Origin of the sequence: Pseudoalteromonas sp. S1608, assembly GCF_005887265.1 — a bacterium.
Taxonomy (GTDB): domain Bacteria; phylum Pseudomonadota; class Gammaproteobacteria; order Enterobacterales; family Alteromonadaceae; genus Pseudoalteromonas; species Pseudoalteromonas undina.
The window spans coordinates 229,011-251,280 of record NZ_PNDK01000018.1; the positions used below are offsets into that span (position 1 = coordinate 229,011).

Annotated in this window: 23 protein-coding genes; 10 read left to right on the forward strand and 13 right to left on the reverse strand. The window is 37.9% G+C overall.

The features are described from left to right. Window positions 1-3: 3 nt before the first annotated feature. The 5 genes from fliG to CWB75_RS09655 all read right to left on the reverse strand — a co-directional run bounded on the left by fliG (window position 4) and on the right by CWB75_RS09655 (window position 5,794). On the reverse strand, window positions 4-1,044 hold the full coding sequence (gene fliG / locus CWB75_RS09635; RefSeq protein ID WP_010387902.1) for a flagellar motor switch protein FliG: 1,041 nt from the start codon (window positions 1,042-1,044) through the stop codon (window positions 4-6). Next, a complete protein-coding gene (gene fliF, locus CWB75_RS09640) occupies window positions 1,037-2,752 on the reverse strand; it encodes a flagellar basal-body MS-ring/collar protein FliF (protein WP_138570502.1) in 1,716 nt (571 codons plus the stop codon). Before fliF ends, fliG begins: the two co-directional genes overlap by 8 nt. A 20-nt stretch (window positions 2,753-2,772) precedes the next feature. Further along, window positions 2,773-3,105, reverse strand: a complete 333-nt coding sequence (gene fliE, locus CWB75_RS09645; protein ID WP_010387900.1) for a flagellar hook-basal body complex protein FliE — start codon at window positions 3,103-3,105, stop codon at window positions 2,773-2,775. 156 nt (window positions 3,106-3,261) lie between these two features. Next, window positions 3,262-4,686, reverse strand: a complete 1,425-nt coding sequence (locus CWB75_RS09650; RefSeq protein WP_054201724.1) for a sigma-54-dependent transcriptional regulator — start codon at window positions 4,684-4,686, stop codon at window positions 3,262-3,264. After that, complete coding sequence (locus tag CWB75_RS09655; RefSeq protein WP_075169684.1) at window positions 4,679-5,794, reverse strand: sensor histidine kinase; 1,116 nt, start codon at window positions 5,792-5,794, stop codon at window positions 4,679-4,681. The genes CWB75_RS09650 and CWB75_RS09655 overlap by 8 nt, the downstream gene beginning before the upstream one ends. A 129-nt stretch (window positions 5,795-5,923) precedes the next feature. Here CWB75_RS09655 and CWB75_RS09660 point away from each other — a divergent pair, with 129 nt between their 5' ends. Then, the gene (locus tag CWB75_RS09660; RefSeq protein ID WP_138570503.1) at window positions 5,924-6,514 is read left to right on the forward strand and encodes a DNA-3-methyladenine glycosylase I; all 591 of its coding nucleotides are present in this window, start codon (window positions 5,924-5,926) and stop codon (window positions 6,512-6,514) included. A 161-nt stretch (window positions 6,515-6,675) separates the two neighbouring features. Here the strand turns inward: CWB75_RS09660 and CWB75_RS09665 are convergent, their stop codons facing one another. Genes CWB75_RS09665 through CWB75_RS09690 form a run of 6 tightly spaced genes read right to left on the reverse strand, consistent with a single transcriptional unit; the run spans window position 6,676 to window position 11,393 of the window. Then, entirely contained in the window at window positions 6,676-7,452 is a 777-nt protein-coding gene (locus tag CWB75_RS09665) for an AAC(3) family N-acetyltransferase (protein ID WP_171039110.1), read from the reverse strand. 1 nt (window position 7,453) lies between these two features. Further along, complete coding sequence (locus CWB75_RS09670) at window positions 7,454-7,708, reverse strand: hypothetical protein (protein ID WP_138570505.1); 255 nt, start codon at window positions 7,706-7,708, stop codon at window positions 7,454-7,456. Beyond that, window positions 7,701-8,357 (reverse strand): cyclase family protein, encoded by a 657-nt coding sequence (locus CWB75_RS09675; RefSeq protein WP_138570506.1) that lies wholly within the window; start codon window positions 8,355-8,357, stop codon window positions 7,701-7,703. Before CWB75_RS09675 ends, CWB75_RS09670 begins: the two co-directional genes overlap by 8 nt. Then, a complete protein-coding gene (locus tag CWB75_RS09680; RefSeq protein ID WP_138570507.1) occupies window positions 8,354-8,974 on the reverse strand; it encodes a hypothetical protein in 621 nt (206 codons plus the stop codon). Before CWB75_RS09680 ends, CWB75_RS09675 begins: the two co-directional genes overlap by 4 nt. Then, on the reverse strand, window positions 8,971-10,332 hold the full coding sequence (locus tag CWB75_RS09685) for a class I adenylate-forming enzyme family protein (RefSeq protein WP_138570508.1): 1,362 nt from the start codon (window positions 10,330-10,332) through the stop codon (window positions 8,971-8,973). The genes CWB75_RS09680 and CWB75_RS09685 overlap by 4 nt, the downstream gene beginning before the upstream one ends. Then, window positions 10,329-11,393, reverse strand: coding sequence for a 4-hydroxy-2-oxovalerate aldolase (locus tag CWB75_RS09690; RefSeq protein WP_138570509.1), 1,065 nt, complete (start codon window positions 11,391-11,393; stop codon window positions 10,329-10,331). The genes CWB75_RS09685 and CWB75_RS09690 overlap by 4 nt, the downstream gene beginning before the upstream one ends. Window positions 11,394-11,642: 249 nt before the next feature. Between CWB75_RS09690 and CWB75_RS09695 the strand changes: the two genes are divergently transcribed. Further along, window positions 11,643-12,332, forward strand: a complete 690-nt coding sequence (locus CWB75_RS09695; RefSeq protein WP_138570510.1) for a class I SAM-dependent methyltransferase — start codon at window positions 11,643-11,645, stop codon at window positions 12,330-12,332. Between the two features lie 35 nt (window positions 12,333-12,367). Here the strand turns inward: CWB75_RS09695 and CWB75_RS09700 are convergent, their stop codons facing one another. Both CWB75_RS09700 and CWB75_RS09705 read right to left on the reverse strand, forming a co-directional pair. Next, window positions 12,368-13,660 carry a DUF4910 domain-containing protein gene (locus CWB75_RS09700; RefSeq protein ID WP_212750899.1) on the reverse strand — a complete coding sequence of 431 codons (1,293 nt, stop codon included), beginning with the start codon at window positions 13,658-13,660 and terminating at the stop codon, window positions 12,368-12,370. A 215-nt stretch (window positions 13,661-13,875) separates the two neighbouring features. Next, entirely contained in the window at window positions 13,876-15,312 is a 1,437-nt protein-coding gene (locus tag CWB75_RS09705; protein ID WP_138570511.1) for a sigma-54 dependent transcriptional regulator, read from the reverse strand. A 366-nt stretch (window positions 15,313-15,678) separates the two neighbouring features. Here CWB75_RS09705 and fliS point away from each other — a divergent pair, with 366 nt between their 5' ends. Genes fliS through CWB75_RS09745 form a run of 8 tightly spaced genes read left to right on the forward strand, consistent with a single transcriptional unit; the run spans window position 15,679 to window position 22,260 of the window. After that, a complete protein-coding gene (gene fliS / locus CWB75_RS09710; RefSeq protein ID WP_010387895.1) occupies window positions 15,679-16,074 on the forward strand; it encodes a flagellar export chaperone FliS in 396 nt (131 codons plus the stop codon). After that, window positions 16,074-16,397, forward strand: coding sequence for a hypothetical protein (locus tag CWB75_RS09715; protein WP_171039111.1), 324 nt, complete (start codon window positions 16,074-16,076; stop codon window positions 16,395-16,397). Before fliS ends, CWB75_RS09715 begins: the two co-directional genes overlap by 1 nt. Window positions 16,398-16,442: 45 nt before the next feature. After that, entirely contained in the window at window positions 16,443-17,444 is a 1,002-nt protein-coding gene (pseB, locus tag CWB75_RS09720; protein ID WP_138570512.1) for a UDP-N-acetylglucosamine 4,6-dehydratase (inverting), read from the forward strand. Between the two features lie 13 nt (window positions 17,445-17,457). After that, a complete protein-coding gene (gene pseC / locus CWB75_RS09725) occupies window positions 17,458-18,609 on the forward strand; it encodes a UDP-4-amino-4,6-dideoxy-N-acetyl-beta-L-altrosamine transaminase (protein WP_138570513.1) in 1,152 nt (383 codons plus the stop codon). Further along, complete coding sequence (locus CWB75_RS09730) at window positions 18,606-19,466, forward strand: aldo/keto reductase (protein ID WP_138570514.1); 861 nt, start codon at window positions 18,606-18,608, stop codon at window positions 19,464-19,466. The genes pseC and CWB75_RS09730 overlap by 4 nt, the downstream gene beginning before the upstream one ends. Window positions 19,467-19,487: 21 nt before the next feature. Beyond that, on the forward strand, window positions 19,488-20,252 hold the full coding sequence (locus CWB75_RS09735) for a cytidylyltransferase domain-containing protein (RefSeq protein ID WP_138570515.1): 765 nt from the start codon (window positions 19,488-19,490) through the stop codon (window positions 20,250-20,252). After that, window positions 20,245-21,531, forward strand: coding sequence for an aminotransferase class III-fold pyridoxal phosphate-dependent enzyme (locus tag CWB75_RS09740; RefSeq protein WP_138570516.1), 1,287 nt, complete (start codon window positions 20,245-20,247; stop codon window positions 21,529-21,531). Before CWB75_RS09735 ends, CWB75_RS09740 begins: the two co-directional genes overlap by 8 nt. Window positions 21,532-21,588: 57 nt before the next feature. Beyond that, window positions 21,589-22,260: a PIG-L deacetylase family protein gene (locus tag CWB75_RS09745; RefSeq protein WP_138570517.1), complete on the forward strand. Its 672-nt coding sequence runs from the start codon at window positions 21,589-21,591 to the stop codon at window positions 22,258-22,260. The last annotated feature ends 10 nt before the right edge of the window (window positions 22,261-22,270 follow it).

Consider the following 22,270-nt stretch of genomic DNA (forward strand, 5'->3'; position numbering starts at 1 on the left):
AAATTATAAGAACTCCTCACCACCGCCACCACCAAGCATAATTTCACCTGAATCTGATAGACGACGAGCTGTTGACAGTATTTCTTTTTGTGCTGCTTCTACTTCACTAATACGCACTGGTGCCATAGCTTCTAAGTCATCAGCAAGCATTTCTGCTGCACGTTTTGACATGTTACCCAAAATCTTCTCTTTAAGCGCTTCGTCAGTGCCTTTAATCGCCTTCATCAGTACATCTTGAGGCACTTCACGTAAAATTGCTTGAATACCTCGATCCTCTACATCCATTAAGTTTTCGAAGACAAACATTAAGTCTTGAATTTGTTGCGACATTTCTTCGTCATGCTCACGGATAGAATCCATTAACTGCCCTTCAACATTGGTATCGAGGTAGTTCATAATATCTGCAGCCGCTTTTAAGCCACCCATCTTCGCAGCTTGTGCGCCCGCTTGACCAGCGAATTGTTTTTCCATAATTTCGTTTAATTCTTGTAAAGCCGCTGGTTGAACTTCTTCTAAATTGGCAATACGCATGGTTAAATCTAAGCGCACTTTTTCAGGAAATTGCGCTAAAATCTCAGCAGATTGTTCCGGCTCTAAATAAGAAAGCACAATTGTTTGAATTTGTGGATGCTCATTACGAATAATATTCGCTACCTGCTTTGAGTCCATCCATTTTAATGAATCAAGCCCTTTGGCGCCTGATCCCATAACAATTTGATCTATTAAGCTGGCAGCTTTATCTTCACCTAATGCGGCCGTAAGTGCTTTTTTGATAAAATCTTCAGACTGAAAACCTATCGTACTAAAGCTTTGAATTTGTTCGATAAACAAGTTGTGCACTGCGCTGATTTTAGCTTGCGACAAATCATCGATTGCCGCCATGGCCATACCTACCTTTTGCACTTGCTTTGGCTCTAAGTGCTTTAGGATTTGCGCTGCATCTTCTTCAGATAAACTTAGCAATAATATCGCCGCTTTATCTACACCATCGAGCTTATCAACATCAAACGCCGGTGGTAGTTGTTTTTGTTCTTGATCAGTCATCTTCTGTTAACCACGCTTTCACTACTTGTGATGATAGTTCTGGTTCATTGGCTACAAGGGCACGAACCGCTTTCAATAAGTCTTCGTCGCCATGTAGGTCTGGTAACTGTAGTGTACCATCGCTTGAGAAGCCAACTGAAGCAGAATCAAAGTCATTATTTAGCATATCTAATGTGCTGTCACCAAGGTCAACACCTGAACTAAGAGAGTCTTCATCATATTCTTCAAGTGTATTATCTGGGTAAATTAAGCGCTTAAGCATAGGCTTAACTACAGCTAAAATCAGTACAATAATAACCAGCGCACCTAATACTAAGCGCATCATTTTCATAAACCAGTCTTGTTCCCATAAAGGCAATTCGAAATCAAGCGCTGAGTCTTCACGAACAAATGGCACGGTCACTACTTCAAGTGCATCACCACGTTGCATATCAAAGCCTACGCCACCTTGTAACAAGCGACGAATATTTGACAAAGCTTCTACCGAGCGTGGTGTCATGGTTGTTTCACCGTTTTCACCAACCGTGGGTATGTAATCGACCGCTACAGACACACTTATTCTGCGGATCACACCCGTTTGCTGACGTTTATGAGAAATAGTGGTATCAAGTTCATAGTTACGGGTAGCTTCTTTGTGAGTACGACTTGGTGAGGTTGCAGTGCCTGCACCGCCAGCCATTGCATCTTCAGGTATCGTTGAGTTAACCGGAGGCTGATTAGTAAGTGCACCAGGAATACCTACCGCTAAACCACCGATATTATTTTCTTCGAAAGTGGTTTCACTTCTTACTGCCGGTAAATCTGGGTTGTAACGTTTTTGTGTTTCTTCTACTGCACTAAAGTCCATGCTTAAATCTACTTGGGCGGTGTAATTACCTAAGCCAACGACGGGAATTAAAATGCTGTCAATTTTTTCTAGGTATTCTTGCTCACGTTTACGCTCTAGGTCGTATTCTTTACGAGAGCGTGCAGCCAAAGAGGTTTGCGAACCTGAATTTAATAAGCGACCGTTTTGATCGGTCACCGTTACGCGAGAAGGCTCTAGCCCTTGCACCGCTGAAGCAATCATATCAACTACTGAGTCAACTTCTTCGCTATCTAGTGAGCGACCACGCTTAAGCGTTAGTACTACTGTTGCTGAGGGTTTTTTCTCTCGACGAGCAAATACATTTTCTTTTGGAACAGCTAATAGTACTTTGGCGCGAGTAACGTTGTTTAGCTCTTCAATAGTACGGGCAAGCTGTTGCTCGCGACCATGTTTAAGGCGCTCACGTTCTAAACGTTGGCTTACTCCAAACCCCATGTCTTGCATAATAATATCGCTACCTGATGTCGGCCCTTGATCTAAGCCTTCACGGGTCATCAGTAACTTAATATTTTGATACTCAGTTTCATCAACCGACACCACATTACCATCAAGTTCATAGTCAATTTTTTGCGCATCTAAAAAGTCGAGTGTTTCAATTAACTCTTGAGTTTGCATTTTACCTAATGGGCGCATATCTGGCTGACGAGCCCAGATAATCACGAAGATAGCAATAGCCAAACAAATGGCCAATGCAACAATCAGGGTAATTTGACGTAAAACATCAACACCACCTAGGGCGCTGAAATAGCCCGATTTTTGCTCTTGTTGATCTTCAGTTTCACTTTGCTCCATCATGCCATCAGCAAGTGCCAGATCTGTTGATTGATTAGATTGCGCCACAATAATTCTCCACTACCTAGTTAAACAGGCATGTTCATAATTTCTTTGTAAGATTCAACAAGCTTATTACGAACCTGTACCGTAGCTTCAAATGCCACAGAAGACTTTTGCGAGGCAATCATCGCCTCAGCAAGCGATACGCTTCTGTCGCCCATCTCAACTGCTTTTCTTTTTTGTCCTGTGTCTTGCTGAAGCTCATGCACTGTATTAAGTGCATTACTCAACATATCACCAAATTGTGCTGTAGACGTTGATTGCACTTGCGTTGGCAAGTTATTAACTTGGTTACTACGCGTGGCTTCTGAAGCCATAGATTGCATTTCTTGAAATAAAGCACTGTTTTGAATTTTCATAATTGTCTCTGATAATGCAGTAAACTCTTAAAGAGAATAAAGCACAAAACATGCCAAAAATAAAAGTCAATTAAAACAATGTGTTGAACTATAAATTTACGTAGTCAGAGTTTTGACAGCCCTAAAATGTGTTACTTAGTTTTAGGGCTGTTGAGGTTATGCAGGGAGGGAAATACCTAAATCGCGCATTTGCGCTAATTTGTAACGCAAAGTACGTGGACTTATACCTAAGGTTTCGGCTACTTCTTTACGCTTCCCTTGGCAACGCGCCAAGGTTTCTAAAATTATGCGATGTTCTTTATCTTTAAGTTCATCTTTATAACTCCCCGTGTCTAAGGCGAGCAAATCATTTTTTTGCTCATCTTCGGGCATTGTTTTTTCATCATAATAAGCGTTACTGAGATTACTTTTTATAGGCTCCGGCACTGTTGTTGTTTCAACCACAAACTGGGTTGGGGTTAAATTTTCGATAAAAATTGCATGCTCATCAATAGTACTGCCACTACGTAAAATTAAAGCACGTTGAATAACGTTATCCAGCTCTCGAACGTTACCCGGCCAGCTATGGCTAAGTAGTTTTTGTTCAGCGCTTGTATCTAGATACGCCATTGGCTCTTTGCTTTTACTTAAGTGACGTTCAATTAAATGCTTAGCCAGTACAATAATGTCGCCAGGACGCTCACACAGAGGTCGCCACAGTAAAGGGAATACATTGAGTCGATAATATAAATCTTCGCGGAACTGATTTTCAGCAACAGCCTCTTTTAATTCGCGGTTACTGGTTGCAAGCACACGTACATCTAGCGAAATAGTTTTCCGACCGCCTAAACGCTCAACTTCGCGTTCTTGTAATACCCGCAGTAGTTTAGCTTGTAAGCCTAAATCCATTTCGGTGATTTCATCAAGTAAGATAGTCCCACCCTGTGCTTGTTCAAACTTACCAGGGCAGGCCTGAATCGCACCAGTAAACGCGCCTTTTTCGTAGCCAAACAAAGTAGCTTCAAGCATGTTTTCAGGAATAGCAGCACAGTTAATTGCTACAAATGGTTCATTGCAGCGTTTTGACTTGTCATGAATATAACGTGCTAGCACTTCTTTACCTGAGCCACTTGGCCCAAGTACCATTACACTGGCATCTGAACGAGCAACTTTACCTGCAAGTTCAAGTAATTGAATACTGCTAGGGTCGGCAACGATAGGACCGTCTGTTTCTTTTTCCTTTTCAGGTAAGTAACGGCTCACCATGTTCAATAGCACTTCTGGGGCAAATGGCTTAGCCATATAATCAATCGCGCCTAGGCGCATGGCTTCAACTGCATCATCAATTGTGGCATAGGCCGTCATCATAAGTACGGGTAAATCAGGGTGATTTAATTTAATACTGCGTAATAAGTCCAAGCCACTCATTTCGCCCATTTGTACATCACTGACCACCAGTGAAAATACATCTTTTTTTAATAACAACATGGCTTGCTCTGCACTACTGGCTGCCGTGCAAGCGATGCCCGACATTTCTAGAGTATCAATTAATGCTTCACGAAGTCCGGCGTCGTCTTCTACAACTAAAATAGTGTTACTCATGTGACTCCCCTAATTTAGATGTGACACTAATAGGCAGCAACATACTAAAAATTGCTCCCCCGTGTGGGTTGTTGTTTGCCTCAACCCTTCCCTGATGCGCACTGGCTACCGAACTAACAACGGCAAGCCCTAAGCCTGTACCTTGGCTTTTAGTGGTATAAAAAGGTTCAAATATTTTCTCGCTCTGAACTAAGTCAATGCCTGGACCATTGTCACTAACGCTAATGCGCACAAAGTCAGAGTCTTGTTTGTCACGCTGGGCGCTAAGGTAAACCTGCGCGCCACTGCCAATAACTTGAATACTGTTGTGAATTAGGTTTTGAATAGCGCTGGCTAATGCGGTTTTATTACCCATAATTTCTATATCGGGTTCAGGTAAGCTCACATTTAATTCGCTATCATTGAGCGCTACCATGGCATCAGCACCGGCTTTTACTTCACTGAGTAACTGTTGCATCGACACTTGCTCAACTACCTGTTGATCACCACTTTTAGCAAATAGCAGCATGTCGTTTACTTGGGTTTCTAAATCTTTCAAGCGAGACATTAATTTTGTGTGAAAACTGCCGCGTGATGCCTCCGGTAAGCGCTTTGAGCCTAAGTTGGCAGCATACAACATAGCTGCTGATAACGGTGTGCGTACTTGATGGGCCAAAGATGCCACCATTTTACCTAACGCACTTAAACGCTGCATATGCGCGACTCGTTTTTGTAAGCGTCGGGTTTCAGTCAAATCGGTCATTAATATAAGTTGCCCAGGCTCTGGCGCAAGTGCGGTAATATCGAGTTTTATTAAGCGTCCATCTTTTAACGACACTTCATGACCATCATCTTGATGAGGACGAAATGAGCGCTGAATAACACTAAACCACTTCTCACCTTCTAGTGGTTCACCGAGCATATCGATAGCAATTTGATTCGCTTTAGCGATCATTCCTTTACCATCGAGTACAATCACGCCCGCAGGCATAGTATCAACTAAATGAGAAAGCCAACTTGCCTGTTGACGCAAATCACTCAACTCACCAACATACTCCTCTTGCAGTAAACATGGGTTATACTGATTAGCAGAAATAAACTGGGGTTTTAGCACACTTGCAAGGGCCATAATCAACTCTCTAAAATAATGTAGATACAGTGGCTAATGCACAATATGTACCAAAATTATTTACCCGTAAATTCAATAGATTAAACCGTAAAAACACGTGCCGTAAAAATGACGCGCAAAGGAAAATGTATGAATAAAGAGACTCAGTGCCGCTGCCCATGGTTAGATACAACAAAACCTGACTATGTGGAATATCATGATCATGAATGGGGCGTCCCTGTGTATGACGATCAACTACTTTTTGAGTTTTTAACATTAGAATCGGCACAAGCAGGACTCAGCTGGTATACCATATTAAAAAAGCGTGAGAATTATAAAAATGCCTTCGCCAACTTTGATGTACACAAAGTAGCGGCCTTTACTGAACACGATATAGAAAAATTAATGCAAAATGCGGGCATAGTTCGCAACCGCTTAAAAATTGTCGCAACAATTAATAACGCAAAATGCTTTATTACTATTCAAGAAGAGTTTGGCAGTTTTAGTGATTATCAGTGGCAGTTTGTGAGTAATAAACCTCAGGTAAACGATCTAGAAACACTGGCCGACTACCCTGCAGTTACTGAGGCATCGACGTTATTTGCGAAGGATTTAAAAAAGCGTGGCTTTAAATTTTTAGGCCCAACCACAGTGTATGCCTACATGCAGGCCTGTGGAATGGTTAACGATCATAGTAATGATTGTTTTAGGAAGGAAGAAGTTATCGGGCAGTACTCATAGGTTAGTAATTAAAATAGATTTAGTTAGCCTGAACGATGCCAATTAATTCTAGTTAAAAGCGTTACATTGTGCTGTTTTCATACTGTTTGTTTATTCATTTCATAATTAATCCAACATTTATATTCTTAAATGTTCGAAAAAACTCCATTATTTTTAAAAAATTAAATGTGTTTATCTGTTAAAAACCAAGGGTCTTTCTCATATAATTCTGAGAATGCCTTGTTCATATCTTCGACAGAAATACAGCCAATTCCACCTCGACCTACCTTAGCCCTTTTATACATACCTTTATCGCTGGCATAACAGTTAAAGCGCTCGAAACTCGCCTGAGACCCCTCTATGTTTAAATCTCGAACCCATAAGGTTGATTTGCATGGAATGTAGCTTTTACCATCAAACTTTTTACCATGAAATGTTTTGTCAAACCTATAAGATACATTATGTGCTCTTTCAAAAAAATGCAATAACGTACTGCCTGCGTCAAAGTTAATGTTAAGCACCTTAGCCTTTAATTGAACGAGTCGTGAAAAAGCGCTTCCCTCATCATAGGCATTTTCAGATACTTTACTTGTTAAGAAACTAGCATACTTTCCAATAGCAGAAACAGATACAGAAGGGTCATTGCTTCGCACTGACAATGGATTAGTCCTAATATATTCTGAGAACATACCACAGTCAGACGCTGTATCATTGACATTAAAGTTCTCGCCTTTACCAAATGAATAAGTAAAGGTAGGTACCACTAAGGTACCTTGGCTTCCTAATAAATTTAAAAAAGTACTAAGTATTAACTCTAAGGATTGTTGCTTGGAAGTAACTCCTTCCGGGTAACCGAGGTAACCTACATTACTATGACAAAAAACAGTATCACCTTTACAAATCCCTACAGATTGTAAAGCCAACTCAAAATCAGTCCTACTATAATGATAGTTTTGCAATTCATTGCACCTGTAAATCGTTTAAAATATCAGCCAACCCATCAATTGAAGAGAACCTTCTATCTTCAAAATGTATCTCATTAAGCACTACATTGAAGCTTGATTCACAGAACTCTATTAACATCAGCACGTCAAATGAATCAATATAACCGGATTCAAAATAATTTAACGTTGTATCAATATTTTCCATTTGGCTTTTAGAAACAAACCACTGCACTAGCTTTTCTTTTACTAGCATTTCATTACTCTTACTCAATTGCAAAACACCTAACTGGAGCCCCATCGCCACCTTTAATTTTTAAGGGTGCGACGATAAGCGTAAATTCTTCGCTCTCAATCGAACGAATATTAATTAAGTATTCAACGATAACAACACCTGCACCAAGAAGTATTTTATGGTTAGGTGCATCCTTTTCTGCCCCTCTTCCATTTAAAGGGCTGTCAGGCTGGGGGGTATCTAGGGCGATAAGCTTACACCCATTATCTACCAGCCATTGACAAGCATCTTCAGAAAAAAAGGCATGGTCTGTGTAGTATTCATTAGTGTTTAATTTTAAATCCCAGTCAAACCTAGCAACTAGGCGAACCGGACACTGGGAACCTAAAGCTAATATCAACTCATCTCTAGTAATTTCATGTTTATCTGCAAGGTTCGAAAAGTCAATAACCCGTGCAGGCCCATTTAATTGAGCTAATGGTATATTTTCAATTGTTTCACCATCAGCAATAAAGTGCCTTGGGGCATCTATGTGAGTTCCAGTGTGTGTACCTAATACAATTTTTCGCGTTTCTCTATTTTCAATTCCGTGTCGTCCTAACTGAGTTGATTCAAAAAAGGGGTGCCAATGAGCTGCAAATGTTTGCATCCCCTCTTCAAGCAACATTGTTAAATCTGTTATTTTCATTTTAATACCTCGATGAGTTCTATTATTACCCCTGAGGGAGTTTTAAATAGGAGTATATCCATCTTCTGTTCATTAACTTCAAGAGTAAATATCTCAGAAATCCAAATTACTTTATTTATTAGTTTACTCTTAAACAGAGCTAAATCTTTTACTATAAATGCAATTGATGTAAAGCCTTGAAGATCCAGTTTTTGTTCTACAAGATCTTGTTCCGTTGAAACAAAAGAGATATCGAGGTTCCATGTTTTTACCGGTCTAGATAACCTTAGGCAATTTCCACTTTCTTTGAAACCTAGCCCACACCAAAAATCAATTTCCTTTGCAAAACAACCCGATGGTATCAAAATAGTCATCATTGAGTCACTGTAAAATAAACGATTTTGTACATTCATGTTTTTACTATGGTGATTAATAATCTCAATGTCATATGAATCACTTCGTTTAAGTAATTTAATATCATGTTTCGCAGAATAGGAAGCAAGTAAATCCTTTTTTGAATAGTTATTCTCTAACTCTTTTTCATCAAATACCGATTCATATCCTAACTCTTTAAATTTAGAGATATCTCGCTCAACAAAAGCTGAATTCCAAGTAAGATGGGAGAATCCAATAATCATATTAAGTACTTTTCGATTAGCTTTGCTTTCATTACTTTTCCCGTGACTGAAGTAGGAAAGCTTTTCAAAACAATTATTTTTTCAGGAAGAAACTCTGAAGGTAACAAGGTACCCAACCACGCCTTTATAGATTTAATATTTAAATCATGCTCTGATAAAAGAAATAATATTGGCACTTCACCCCAAAAATCATGAGGCTTTGCAACTACTGCAGCATCCATTATACCAGCATACTTCAAACTAACATCCTCTATATACCTCGAACTTATATTAATTCCACCTTTAATAATAATATCTTTTTTACGTCCAGTTATGCTTAAAACCCCTGATGATAACTTTCCAATATCACCTGTAGCAGGGCATTCTGAGTCAGCGTTTAAGTAGCCAAGCATCTCCCAAGGAGAATCAATTAGTATTTCGTTCGAATCAGAAAAAGTTACATTTACAAGATCCAGACACCGACCAACTCCGTCCAAATGCCCTTCACCGACTTTCGCACAAGATATAAACAACTGCTCACTTGTGCCATAACTTTCTAAAACTTCATGTGCAAATTTATGCTCAAACTCTTTTTTTGTATTTTGCATAAGAGGCGCAGTACCGATAAATATCTTTGCTGCGCAATCACTTACCCAGCCTATAGCATCTCTATCGGTTGTCATTTTAGATGAAAGGGCTAACATTGAAGGGCTTAGCCAAATAGCATTTGCTCTATATTTAGCAAAATTCTTAAAGATAGTTGCGGCATTACTAGCCGAGAAGGTTGTACTTAAAATGACACATCCACCAGCTATTAATGGACATAAAAAGGTGTTAAGAATACCAGCCATGTAAAAACAAGGCATTACATGCAACATCTTAACTTCACAACCGACTTCATTATGTTTGTTAAACGCTTCAGCGCAAACAAGTAAGCTTTTTAAGTCGTGGCATACCGCTTTTGGTGTACCTGTAGTCCCTGAAGTAAAGGTAATAACCTGAGCATTATTCGAACTATCCTTATAGATAAAGCTATTTGTTTTTTTTTCAGGTATGTATTCTTCAAATTCGCCAACATTGTTAATTACTTTGTCAGGGTTAAAGATGTCCAGCAATGTGCATTTATAACATTCATTGTAGTTAGCTGATAATGGTAAGACCTTTGCACCTAATGTGAACAATGAAACAAGAATTACAAAAAACTCCAATTTATCTTCGAGCTCTAGAGCTACTTTATCACCTTGACTTACACCAGCTTTAGTTAACTGATTCATATAAAACATTACCTGACTCTCAAAATTTAAATAAGTAATCTTTTGAGTGCCTTGTATTATTGCTAAAGAGTGTTGTTCTGCTGACTTAAATAGTTCTTTTATCATAGAATTACTTGCTCATTCACATGGTAATTTTTATAACTCGGCTTCCAATGCCCTTTTGCCTTTTGTATTTTTAACAGCTCAATTGCATGCCTTTCAACCATTTCTTCAGGTGCATTGCAAGTATCTTCTTTACAAACAGAAATAATTAAATGCCTTGGATCAACTTTATATTTTTGTGACATTTCAAAAATTATAGGCATATAACTAGAATGGAATAATGACATCCCTGATATAGTGTCAATAGATGAAAGACCATTTTTATTAATCAAAGGTTTTATGAGTTCTTCACCTAAATCCATTACTTGTATTGGATCTATTTTTCCCTCCAATCCCATACGAGCCAAGCACCCTATAATTTGTTCTGTACTTGTATTACCGGCACTACGTCCAAATCCTTGCAGCGACGAATCAATAATTTCAGCACCAGCATTGATAGCGGCAAGAGCGTTTCCCACACCTAACCCCAAATTATTATGCCCATGAAATCCAACTGTTAGACTAGGGCATTCAGCAAGTATTGCTTGAACATACTCCGTTACTTCTTGTGGTAGCATTCCGCCTGCTGAGTCCACTACATAAACAGCATCAGCCCCAATTTCAAAAGCAGCCTTTGCAGCCTTAGCCAGCTTGCTAGGCGAAACAGTATACGACTTCATGAAATTGACGTATGTGAGCATACTTTTATTTTTCGCAGAGCTTATAAATTTTTCACACTTTTTAAAATCAGATATTGTAGAACCTAAGCGAACAAAATCCATTCCATGGTACTCAGCTAACGTAAGGTGTTCTAAATTTGCAATCCCCGGAATTGCAAACATCCCCCAATTACCTTTTTTTACACTCTCAGACGCTGCTTTCATATAGACTTCATCAGTCTCAAGAGCAACTCCTATACCTCTTTCTGAAGCACCTAGACCGACACCATGACCAACTTCTATTAACTCAAATCCACAGTAATCTAGTGCACTACAAATACCAACTGTATCATTTTTAGAAAACTGAAAGTCAATTTCATAACTTCCATCTCTTAAAGTGCATTCTAGTATTTTTGGATACTTCATCACTAATACCTTTTAATAATTGGAGCACTACTTAAAAGTGCGCTTATTTTGCCTCTACTCGAAGACCAGTCGATGAACATTGCCATACTTAAAGTTTTTACTAGCTTTCAAGTATAAAGCAAAATACAAGCCACTATTAATAACCTTGGCAGCTAGATATTCCTATAAATATTGTAAACCGTATTTATGAAATGTTATCTTAAGTGTTAAACATTATACCTAACCCTATATAAAGGTAATAATACTACAATGAAGTATGATAGAGATAAATCATGGAATAGCATATATGCTGAAAACACAGAAATAGCCTACCCACCAGAAGCAGTTATTAGAATTTTTTTAGGGCAATTTCCAAAGTTAGAGTTTCTAGATAAAAATTTTCAAGGTAAGAAAATTTTAGATGTAGGTTTTGGTGATGGCCGTAATTTCCCTCTTTTTAATAGACTTGGTTTATTGAGTAGTGGGGTAGAAATCACAAAAGATATCGTAAATAATGCCTCTGAAAGAAAGGAGTTTAAAGGCCAAGAATTAGACTTACGAATAGGTAGCTGCGAAGAAATCCCATTCGAAGCGAATATGTTTGATTATTTAATCTCTTGGAATAGTAGTTATTATATGAGTTCTGAAAGTTTTGATTATCAAAAACATATTGATGAATTCGTAAGAGTAACAAAGCCAAAAGGCTATCTAATCGTATCTGTTCCAACGGCTTCAGCTTTTATTTACGAATCGTGTGAAGAGCTCGAAAAAGGGTATGTGAGAATTAAAAATGATTACTTCGGAGTTCGCAATGGTCAAGTTATGCGTCGCTTTGAAGATAAAGATGATTTTTTGAGCTGCTTTTCAAATATTTCACAATATTGTGAATGCGCAGAAATAAAAATGGATTGGTTCGGATTAGCTTACAATTGGTATGTTGCTGTAATTAAATTAAACTAACAAAAGAGCGCATTTATGCGCTCCTTCTACCCTATTTAGTCTTGAGCTTTGATTAAACCAGCTTTTTCGAGAGATTCAACTAAAGGTAAAAGCTCAAAAATATTGGCTCGAATCTTATCAGCAAGCTCTAATAAATCACTACCTCCATCTGCATAAGCTAGTAAATTAGTGAGCATTTTTACTTGAGTATAATCTTGCTGCATATTGCTCGTATTAGGATACAATCCTCTTTTACCAAGTTGCGGCTCACATAAATTAGTTGCTTTATATACTTTATTCTTTTCTAATAATTGAATAGCGCCAACAATTACATCTGCAGCACCTCTTAATCCAGCAGGTGTAATTAATGTAAGATCATCTAATGATGTATGATATTCGGGATATTCCCCGTATTTGCTCCGCATAATTGAACATACAGGTAAATCAACACCAGGAGCGCAAAATTGACGCTCATCACTACCGCGCTCAAGAAAAGAATACTGTTTAAAACTACCAACTAAATTCTTTAAAGCACTTAGTGCTGCTCTGTCGGCTAAAGTACGAGAGTTGCGTGAACTTAGGTAAGAGTACTCTCTTTCATCACCGACACATGTGACAATGAATCCAGCTTTCAGATGCTTTTTCAAACGTTTTAAATGTTTTGAAATATAAACTATTGATCCTATGGTTTCTGGTAAAAATAAAACTCTGTAAGTATATCTACGGTCAGTCATTAATTTAAGTTGCTCAATTAATGCCATACAAACAACTGGTCCAGATAATTCATTATTAGCTAAAGAAGGATGGCATATGTATGTAGAAAGCAAAATTTCATTTTCTGTTTCTCCAGGTAAAACAAACTCTCCATACGTTAAATGCCCATTGAATAAATTTGTATCTATAACAACTTGGTAACTACCTTCAGTCAAAGATAAACGTTGAGAGTGGCTAAGACAAAATCCCCAATTACGCTCATAGTATGATGTAACATATGGTATTGCGTCAGGCATATCCTCTATACTGTAAAGGTGGGATTGTAATTCTTTTAAAGAAAGTGTCTTATTAACAGGCTCTGAGTAACCCATTAGATGTAGGTTATTAACTTTAAAATCGCATATTTTATTACCATTAGGATCAATTATGTATGCGTTATTTACTTTCCACTCTTGCGGTACCTTCCAGTCAAAAGCGATAGTATTTGAAGGAACCTCATGTGCAACCAGTTCCGGTACAAACTGTTTGATATATCTCAATGTTTCTCTTACACCATCACCTGTAAGGCTTCGATTGATTGGAAATAGCTCCTTTGCCCACCCATACATTCTATTTCCATCGATTGCTTCGTTCATTTTTAACCTTATTTTACTTTACTTTGTATAGAAAGCGTTACCTGCATAAAACACATGCTAGATTATTCATTAACTTAGGAGTGTACAATAAGAAAAAGAGCACCGCACACCATTAAATTGTCACTATTTAATGGGAGGCAAATCAAGTTTTAAAGCCAAAATTAAAAATAACATAGAACTTTATTAACTACAGTTCAATTTATTAGCGGTTTTAATCAATCCCTAGAAAGATTATATTTTTTCATTTTTTCGACCAGTGTGGTTCGCCTTACGCCTAGCACTTCAGCAGCACGGGCAACAACGTAATCAAAGCGCTCTAATGCCTGGGTGATTAAGTTAATTTCAAGCTCAGCTAAGTACTCCTTAAGCTCAATACCTTCATCGGGCAATAAACCCGGTGCCGCTTGAGCAAAATCATCTTCAAGGTCTATTTCGTCTTCGCTGAATCCGCCACTAAAAATATCATTAAACGCATCACGCTCCATCAGTTCTTCTGGATACTGTGGCTCATAGGCTTCAACTTCAATGTAGCGGTATTTATTAGGTAAATCAGGAACATCAACCACCTTGTCTGGGAACATAATAACCATACGCTCAACTAAGTTCGCAAGCTCACGAATATTACCTGGCCAAGAATGCTCTTTTAAACTTTCAATAGCACGCTCTGTAAACTTAGCCGTAGTACCGCTTTGCTCATTTACGCGGCGCATTAGCTCTTTAAGTAGCAAAGGGATGTCTTCTGCACGTTGAGCAAGTGATGGACTCTCAATAGGAAAAACATTTAAGCGATAATATAAATCTTCTCGGAATGAGCCTTTTTCAATCATGCTTTCAAGGTCGCGGTGGGTTGCAGCAATAACACGTACATCGGCTTGAATCGCTTTAGTACCGCCAACGCGCTCATAGCTACGCTCTTGTAGTACTCGCAGTAACTTAACCTGCATTTGCAGAGGCATATCCCCTATTTCATCTAAAAATAGCGTGCCACCTTGCGCCAATTCAAACCGGCCTTTACGTGCTGAAATAGCTCCGGTAAATGCACCTTTTTCATGGCCAAATAGTTCACTTTCTAGTAGCTCCGCAGGAATTGCCCCACAGTTTACTGGTACAAATGGGCCTTTGTTACGCTTAGAAAGTAGATGCACGTTACGAGCAACCACTTCTTTACCCGTGCCCGACTCACCTAAAATAAGTACGTTGGCGTCGGTTTTAGCAACTTGAGTAATTAAAAAGCGTAAATCTTTTACGGCTTTGGTTTCACCTACAAGGCCATCAAAGGTACTTTTTTCTTTATTATGTTGATGCTCATGAGGCAGCATACGCTGATATTGCTGACAATCATGTAGTAACTGAGTGGTAACTTCATGAGTAAATGGCTCACAAATTAGTCCAACAACATTGGCGAGACTCAGTAGCGGTTTGAGCGTTTCACCAATCAATAAAAAAGGAAATGTTGGACAGCGTTTAATTAAACTTTCATGATCCAAAGATTGCAACGCCCCTAAAACCACAATACATTCTTTATTTTGATAGTGACTACATGCCTGCTCAAAGTCAGCTTCTGTTTGCAACTGTACCGCCTCACCAATAAAAGTAAGCGATGCATATAATCCAATAGAGCGATTATTATTATTATCTAAAATTAAGATCATTTTTAGCGAGCCATTTATTTCACTAATTTGTTTTATTAATCAAATTGTAAGCCAGTTGGATTTGGATGCAAGTAATAGCGGCGATTTTTTGACATTAACGCCAAAAAACAGACACCCTGCCTGAAAAGCCAATACTTTATAACTAATAACTCTTTAGCTATTTATAACGGCATACCTACTTAGGATGAATTATCTAACACATTTTGCCACTAGTAATGATACGATTCTACAAAGAAGAAACTCATAAAAACTGCTATTATTATTTAAAGGTGTGACTGTTTTGGCCGATAAGTAACAGTCAAACTTATGTTGGAACTAAACTTGCTTAAGGTTCTACACATGCAATTAAAATTTGAGGAATTACCTATGGCGCACGCATCAATCAATAAATACCGTCAAATAACAGTTAGCAGCGTTAAAGAAATGACGCCTTATGATCAAGTCAAACTCGTGTTTGTGAATATTGTTGGCAAACTCTCTGCTGCAAAGGGATTTATTGAACGTAAAGAGTTAGAAAAAAAAGGCAACGCAATCTCTGATTGTATTGTGCTACTTGGTGCGTTACAGCAAGTATTAAATTTTGAACATAATAATGAAGTATCAACTAACTTAGACTCTTTGTACGATTACTGTCAGCGCAGCTTATTAACCGCGAACCTTGAGAACGATATAGAAAAAATTGATGAAGTAATTACCTTGATCAAGGAAATAAAATCAGGTTGGGAAGCAATTCCATTTGAACAAAGAGAACCACAACTATAATGTCTTTAAATCGGGTTACAAGCTCACAAGTTAAAGATAGTGAGACTCGAGCATATTGCAATGAGCTAGTAAGTTTGATTGCTGACTCAGAAGATTGGGATATTGAGCAAGCGCTGAATATTCATAATAAACTTGATGTTCACATAAGTAGCTCACTTTCTGGAGAAAAAACTCATTATTCAGCTACTGAACTTGAGTTTTTAATTAACCTAATAGAACAGCTATCTGTTAAAATAGATAATCAAAAGCAACTATTAGCGGTTAAAATAGTTGGTAATCAAAAAAATAAAAAAGCTGTAAATAAGTATAAATCTAACTTTTAAAATAGATTTGGCAATATTAGGCTGGTTAGCTGTGGAGAAAATCACATGTTTGATGGAAAAGTAGTTTTAATAACAGGTGGAACAGGATCGTTCGGTAAAAAGTATGTAAAAACATTATTAGAACGGTACAGCCCCAAAAAAATTATTATCTTTTCTCGTGACGAGCTAAAGCAGTTTGAAATGCAGCAAGATTTTGATCAGCCTTGCATGCGCTACTTTATTGGCGATGTTCGAGATAAAGAACGACTAAATCGCGCAATGCGTGGCGTTGATTACGTTATCCATGCTGCAGCCCTTAAGCAGGTACCTGCCGCTGAATACAACCCAATGGAATGTATTAAAACCAACATAAATGGTGCAGAAAACGTTATTAATGCAGCACTTGATAATAACGTTGAAAAAGTCATAGCTCTCTCTACGGATAAAGCAGCCAACCCAATTAATCTATACGGTGCTACTAAATTGGCCTCAGATAAATTATTTGTAGCGGCAAACAATATTGCTGGCGGCCATAAAACCACTTTTTCAGTGGTGCGCTACGGTAATGTAGTATGTTCGCGAGGTTCAGTTGTGCCTATTTTCCAAAAGTTTATTAATGAAGGTCGTGATCATATTCCTATCACTCATGATGAAATGACCCGTTTTTGGATAAGCCTTCAACAAGGCGTTGATTTTGTTTTAACAAATTTCGCACGCATGTTGGGCGGTGAAATCTTCGTGCCTAAGATTCCATCAATTCGTATTACTGACCTAGCAAAAGCAATGGCTCCCGATTTACCTATTAAAACTATCGGTATTCGCCCAGGCGAGAAACTTCATGAGGTTATGTGCCCTGCCGATCTGTGTTTTGAAACCTATGAATATAACGATCACTTTGTTATTGCGCCAGGCATCAAATTTAGCAGTCGTAGTAATGACTTTACAGTAAATGCGCTTGATGAAAAGGGAAAAAAAGTTCAGCAAGGCTTTGAATATAACTCTTTAAACAACCCTCATTACATGACGATTGAAGAAATTGAAGCCTTCAACATTGAAGCATTAGTTTAAAAGTTATTACTCCATGATCCCTTACGGCAAACAAGCTATCTCTCAACAAGACATCGACGCAGTAGTTGATGTCTTAAAATCCGACTGGTTAACGCAAGGCCCAAAAATCCCTGCTTTTGAGCAAGCTATTGCGAATTATTGTGGCAGCGCATATGCATGTGCAATAAACAGTGCCACATCAGCATTGCACGTTGCATGTTTAGCGTTAAATGTAGGGAAAGACGATATTGTATGGACCTCCCCTATTTCGTTCGTTGCTTCTGCAAATTGTGCACTTTACTGTGGTGCTCAAATAGATTTTGTGGATATTGATGTAGCAACAGGGAATATGTGCACTGATGAGTTAGAAAAAAAACTCATTACTGCCAAAGAAACTAATCGTTTACCAAAGGTAGTCATCCCAGTTCATCTGGCAGGTCAATCATGTGATATGCAGGCTATATATCAACTTGCAGTTGAATATGGCTTTAAGGTTATTGAAGATGCTTCACATGCTATTGGTGCAAAATATTTAGGTAAACCTGTAGGCAGTTGTGAGTTTTCAGATATTTGCGTATTTAGCTTTCATCCAGTCAAGATAATCACCTCAGCTGAAGGAGGCATGGCGGTAACAAACAATAAGCAACTTGCTAAAAGAATGGAGCGTTTACGTAGCCATGGAATTACAGCCAATCCGAGTGAAATGACCGAACCAAGTCATGGCCCTTGGTACTATCAGCAAGTTGAACTCGGCTTTAATTATAGAATGACTGAGCTACAAGCAGCATTAGGACTTAGTCAGCTCTCAAAGCTTGATGAATTTGTTACAAAGCGTAACCAGCTGGCTAAAGTCTATTCTAGCAAGTTGAAAAACTTGCCTATCAATCATTTAACTCAATCACAACAAAGCTACTCTAGTTACCATTTATATATTTTAACCTTGTCTGGTGACGCAGTTGTAAAACATGAGTCTCTTATTTGTAGTTTAAGAGAACAAGGCATAACGAGTCATTTGCATTATATTCCAATTCATATACAACCTTATTATAAAGAGCTTGGCTTTAAAGTAAATGACTTTCCAAATGCAATGAAATATTACAGTTGCGCTCTCACCATACCTTTGCATCCTGAATTAACCAATTCAGAACAAAACTTTATAATAAAAACACTAGCCGAACAACTATGAAAATCGCTTTAGGAACCGCCCAATTTGGTTTAGATTATGGCATTAGTAATACTGTCGGACAGGTTAAAACTGATGAGGTTAAACGAATACTCAGCCTCGCACTAGACGCTGGTATAACAGTTGTTGATACGGCATCGGCTTATGGTAGTAGCGAGAGTAATATTGGTCAATCGGGTTTAAGCCAAGCTTTATCTATTGTTACTAAAGTATCAGGTGAAAATATTCACGCGCAGGTAGAAAAAAGCTTAAAAAATCTGAACTGTGAGTCAATTGATGCAGTGTTATTTCATAATTGTGAGTTGCTTTTAAGCAGTTCAGGGGAAGACTATTTTTCGCAGCTAGAGCAGTTAAAAGCCAAAGGCATAGTTAAGCGAATAGGTGCTTCTGTTTATAACCCTAAAGAGCTTGAATTACTTAGTGAAAGGTTTAATTTAGATCTGGTTCAAGCTCCTGTAAATTGGTTAGATCAACGTTTTATACAACCTGAAATCATCGATAAGCTAATAGAAAAAAATATAAAGCTTCACGCTCGCTCGATATTTTTACAAGGGCTTTTATTAGAGCCAATGATTCAAAATAACGCTTATTTTTCACAGTTTAATAATGAGTTTTCTCAGTATAATCGTGTTATTAATGAATTAGGCTGCAATCGGCTAACTTTCGCATTAGCAATTATTGCGCAAAAAGCCCCTCATATCGAAAATGCAATTATAGGGTGTTGCTCACAAGAACAGTTAACACAATTAATAGACAGCTACTGCGTCGCAAAAAAGCTTACACTCCCCTCGGATGACGTTTTAGCCTCTTTAGCTTCAAGTAATTTAGCATTAATCAATCCATCGCAATGGCTTGGTTAATTAAGCGCTAGGATTAAAAATATGATAAATGCTTTCATGCAAGCTAGGACAGGATCAACACGCTTACCTAATAAAGTTTTAAAGAATCTCCAAGGTTTACCTATGTTTATTCAACAAGCTAAGCGTGTACAACGAGCCAAGTTGGTAGACAACCTAGTTATTGTCACAAGTACTGATGAAAGTGACGACATTATTGAACAGTTATGCAATGAGAATAATTTATTATGCTTTAGAGGAAGTTTAAGCAATGTTCTCAGCCGGTACTTTCATGCTGAACTCAATTACCCTTGTGATGCTATCGTTAGAATAACAGCTGACTGCCCAGTGATTGACCCTGAGCTCATGGACTATGTCATTAATAGTCATTTAAAAAACAACAATGATTATACTTCAAACTGCTTAGTAGCCACATACCCTGATGGTCTCGATATTGAAGTTATTAGTAAGAAGGCTTTACACAACGCTTATAAATATGCAGAAAAGCCTTCTGAGTTAGAACACGTAACACCTTATATAACAAGTCACCCTGTTAAGTATAAGTTACAGAATATCCAAAGTGAGCAAGACCTGTCTGCCTATAGATGGACTGTTGACGAACCCAAAGACTTTGAGTTGATTTCATCAATATATGAAAATTTATATGTAAAAAAGCCTAATTTTAATTATCAAGATATACTGGAATTGTTATCGCATAAACCAGAGCTGAACTTATTAAACCCCCAAATTGCTCGAAATGAGGGAATGGTTAAATCATTAAAAAAAGATAAAGAAGAAGGCTATGAATAATTACACCAATTCAGCGGAGTGGCTACATAGAGCTGAAAAAACCATTCCTCTAGGTTCCCAAACTTTTAGTAAGAGTAGAATTGCGTTCCCACAGAATGCAGCACCTTTATTTATTGAACGAGGTTTCGGTTCTAAAGTCTGGGATGCAGATAATAATGAGTATATTGACTTTGTGAATGGCTTACTTTCTGTTTCTTTAGGCTACTGTGATGCTGATGTAAATCAAGCTGTTATAGACCAGCTTAGCTCAGGGATCACTTTCTCCCTTCCTCATAGATTAGAAATGGAAGTCGCCGAAGAACTCACAAAGCTAATACCTTGCGCTGAAATGGTGCGTTTTGGTAAAAATGGCAGTGATGCAACATCTGCTGCTATTCGACTAGCAAGAGCTTATACAAAAAGAGAGCATGTTGCTGTCTGTGGTTATCATGGTTGGCAAGATTGGTATATTGGCTCAACAACCAGAAATTTAGGTGTCCCTGAATGTGTTAGAGCGCTTACCCATGCGTTTACATACAATGATCTTAGCTCATTAGAAAGGCTCTTTACTGAATACCCTGAACAGCTTGCAGCTGTAATTATGGAGCCAATGAATGTCTCCTTTCCAGAAACGGGATTTCTTCAAGGAGTACAAGCACTTTGTAAAAAACATGGCTCTGTACTAATTTTTGACGAAACAATTACCGGTTTTCGGTTTGATCTACATGGTGCTCAAGGCTTATTTAATATTACACCCGACCTAGCAACCTTTGGAAAAGGCATGGCAAACGGATTCCCTATCTCAGCTGTCGTAGGTAAACAAAAAATAATGTCATTGATGGAAGATATTTTCTTCTCCGGTACCTTTGCGGGCGAAACCATGTCTTTAGTTGCTACAAAAACAACATTAAAAAAAATGCAGCAAGAAAGAGTACTGACACATATTCACACTTTAGGTGAAAAATTAATTTGTGAGCTTAATAAATTAATAGAAAAACACAAAGTAAAAGATTGGCTGAGCACTGCAGGTCATCCGTCATGGTCTTTTATTATTATTAAAGACACTCAAAAATACTCCTCATTAGAGCTAAAATCTTTATTTATTCAAGAGATGTGCTCTAGAGGTATTTTAATTGGTGGTAGTCATAACCTTAGCTATGCCCATACACATGATGATATAGAAAAATTACTTAATGCATACGATGAAGTTATTTTTATTTTAAAAAATACAATAGAAACACAAAATTTATATGATGTTTTTAAAGGACATCTTTTAGAGCCAGTTTTTAAAGTTAGATAAATGACAACTAGTGTAAGATAACTCTTCTCTTAGTTAAATTTATCGAGGATAGTAAGTATGAAAGTAGCAGTAATTGTCGCCCATCCTGATGATGAGACACTCGGCTGTGGTGCCACAATCGCGAACCATATTGAAAAGTGTGATGAAGTATATATTTTAACACTTTCTAATGGGGTTAGTTCGCGCCTAGAATATACTGAAGCAGAGATTCAAACCCGGCAAGCAGCCTTTTTAAATGCCGCCCAACATTTAGGCGTTTCACCTAATAATCTAACATCATTAGATTTTCCTGATAATGAATTCGATACCATACCACTTTTAAAAATAGCGCAAGCCATCGAACTATTTTTATCTAAAAATATAATTGCACGCGTGTATACCCATTATCATAGCGATTTAAATGTTGATCATCGAAAAACTTATGAAGCTGTTTTAACAGCTTGCAGGCCGCAACCCATGCAATCAGTAAAGCAAATATTTTGCTTCGAAACACTATCAAGCACCGAATGGGCAAGTCATCGTTACGAGGCATTCAAACCGAACTATTTTGTCAATATCGAGCATGTATTTAGTAAAAAAATAAAAGCTCTTACAGCTTATAAAGATGAAATGAGAGAAGCACCACACACTCGAAGTCTTGAGAATATTCAAGCACTCGCTAAATTTAGAGGCATGTGTATAGGCACTCCACTTGCTGAAGCATTTTATATTGAACGCTTTATAGATTAGGCCTATTACG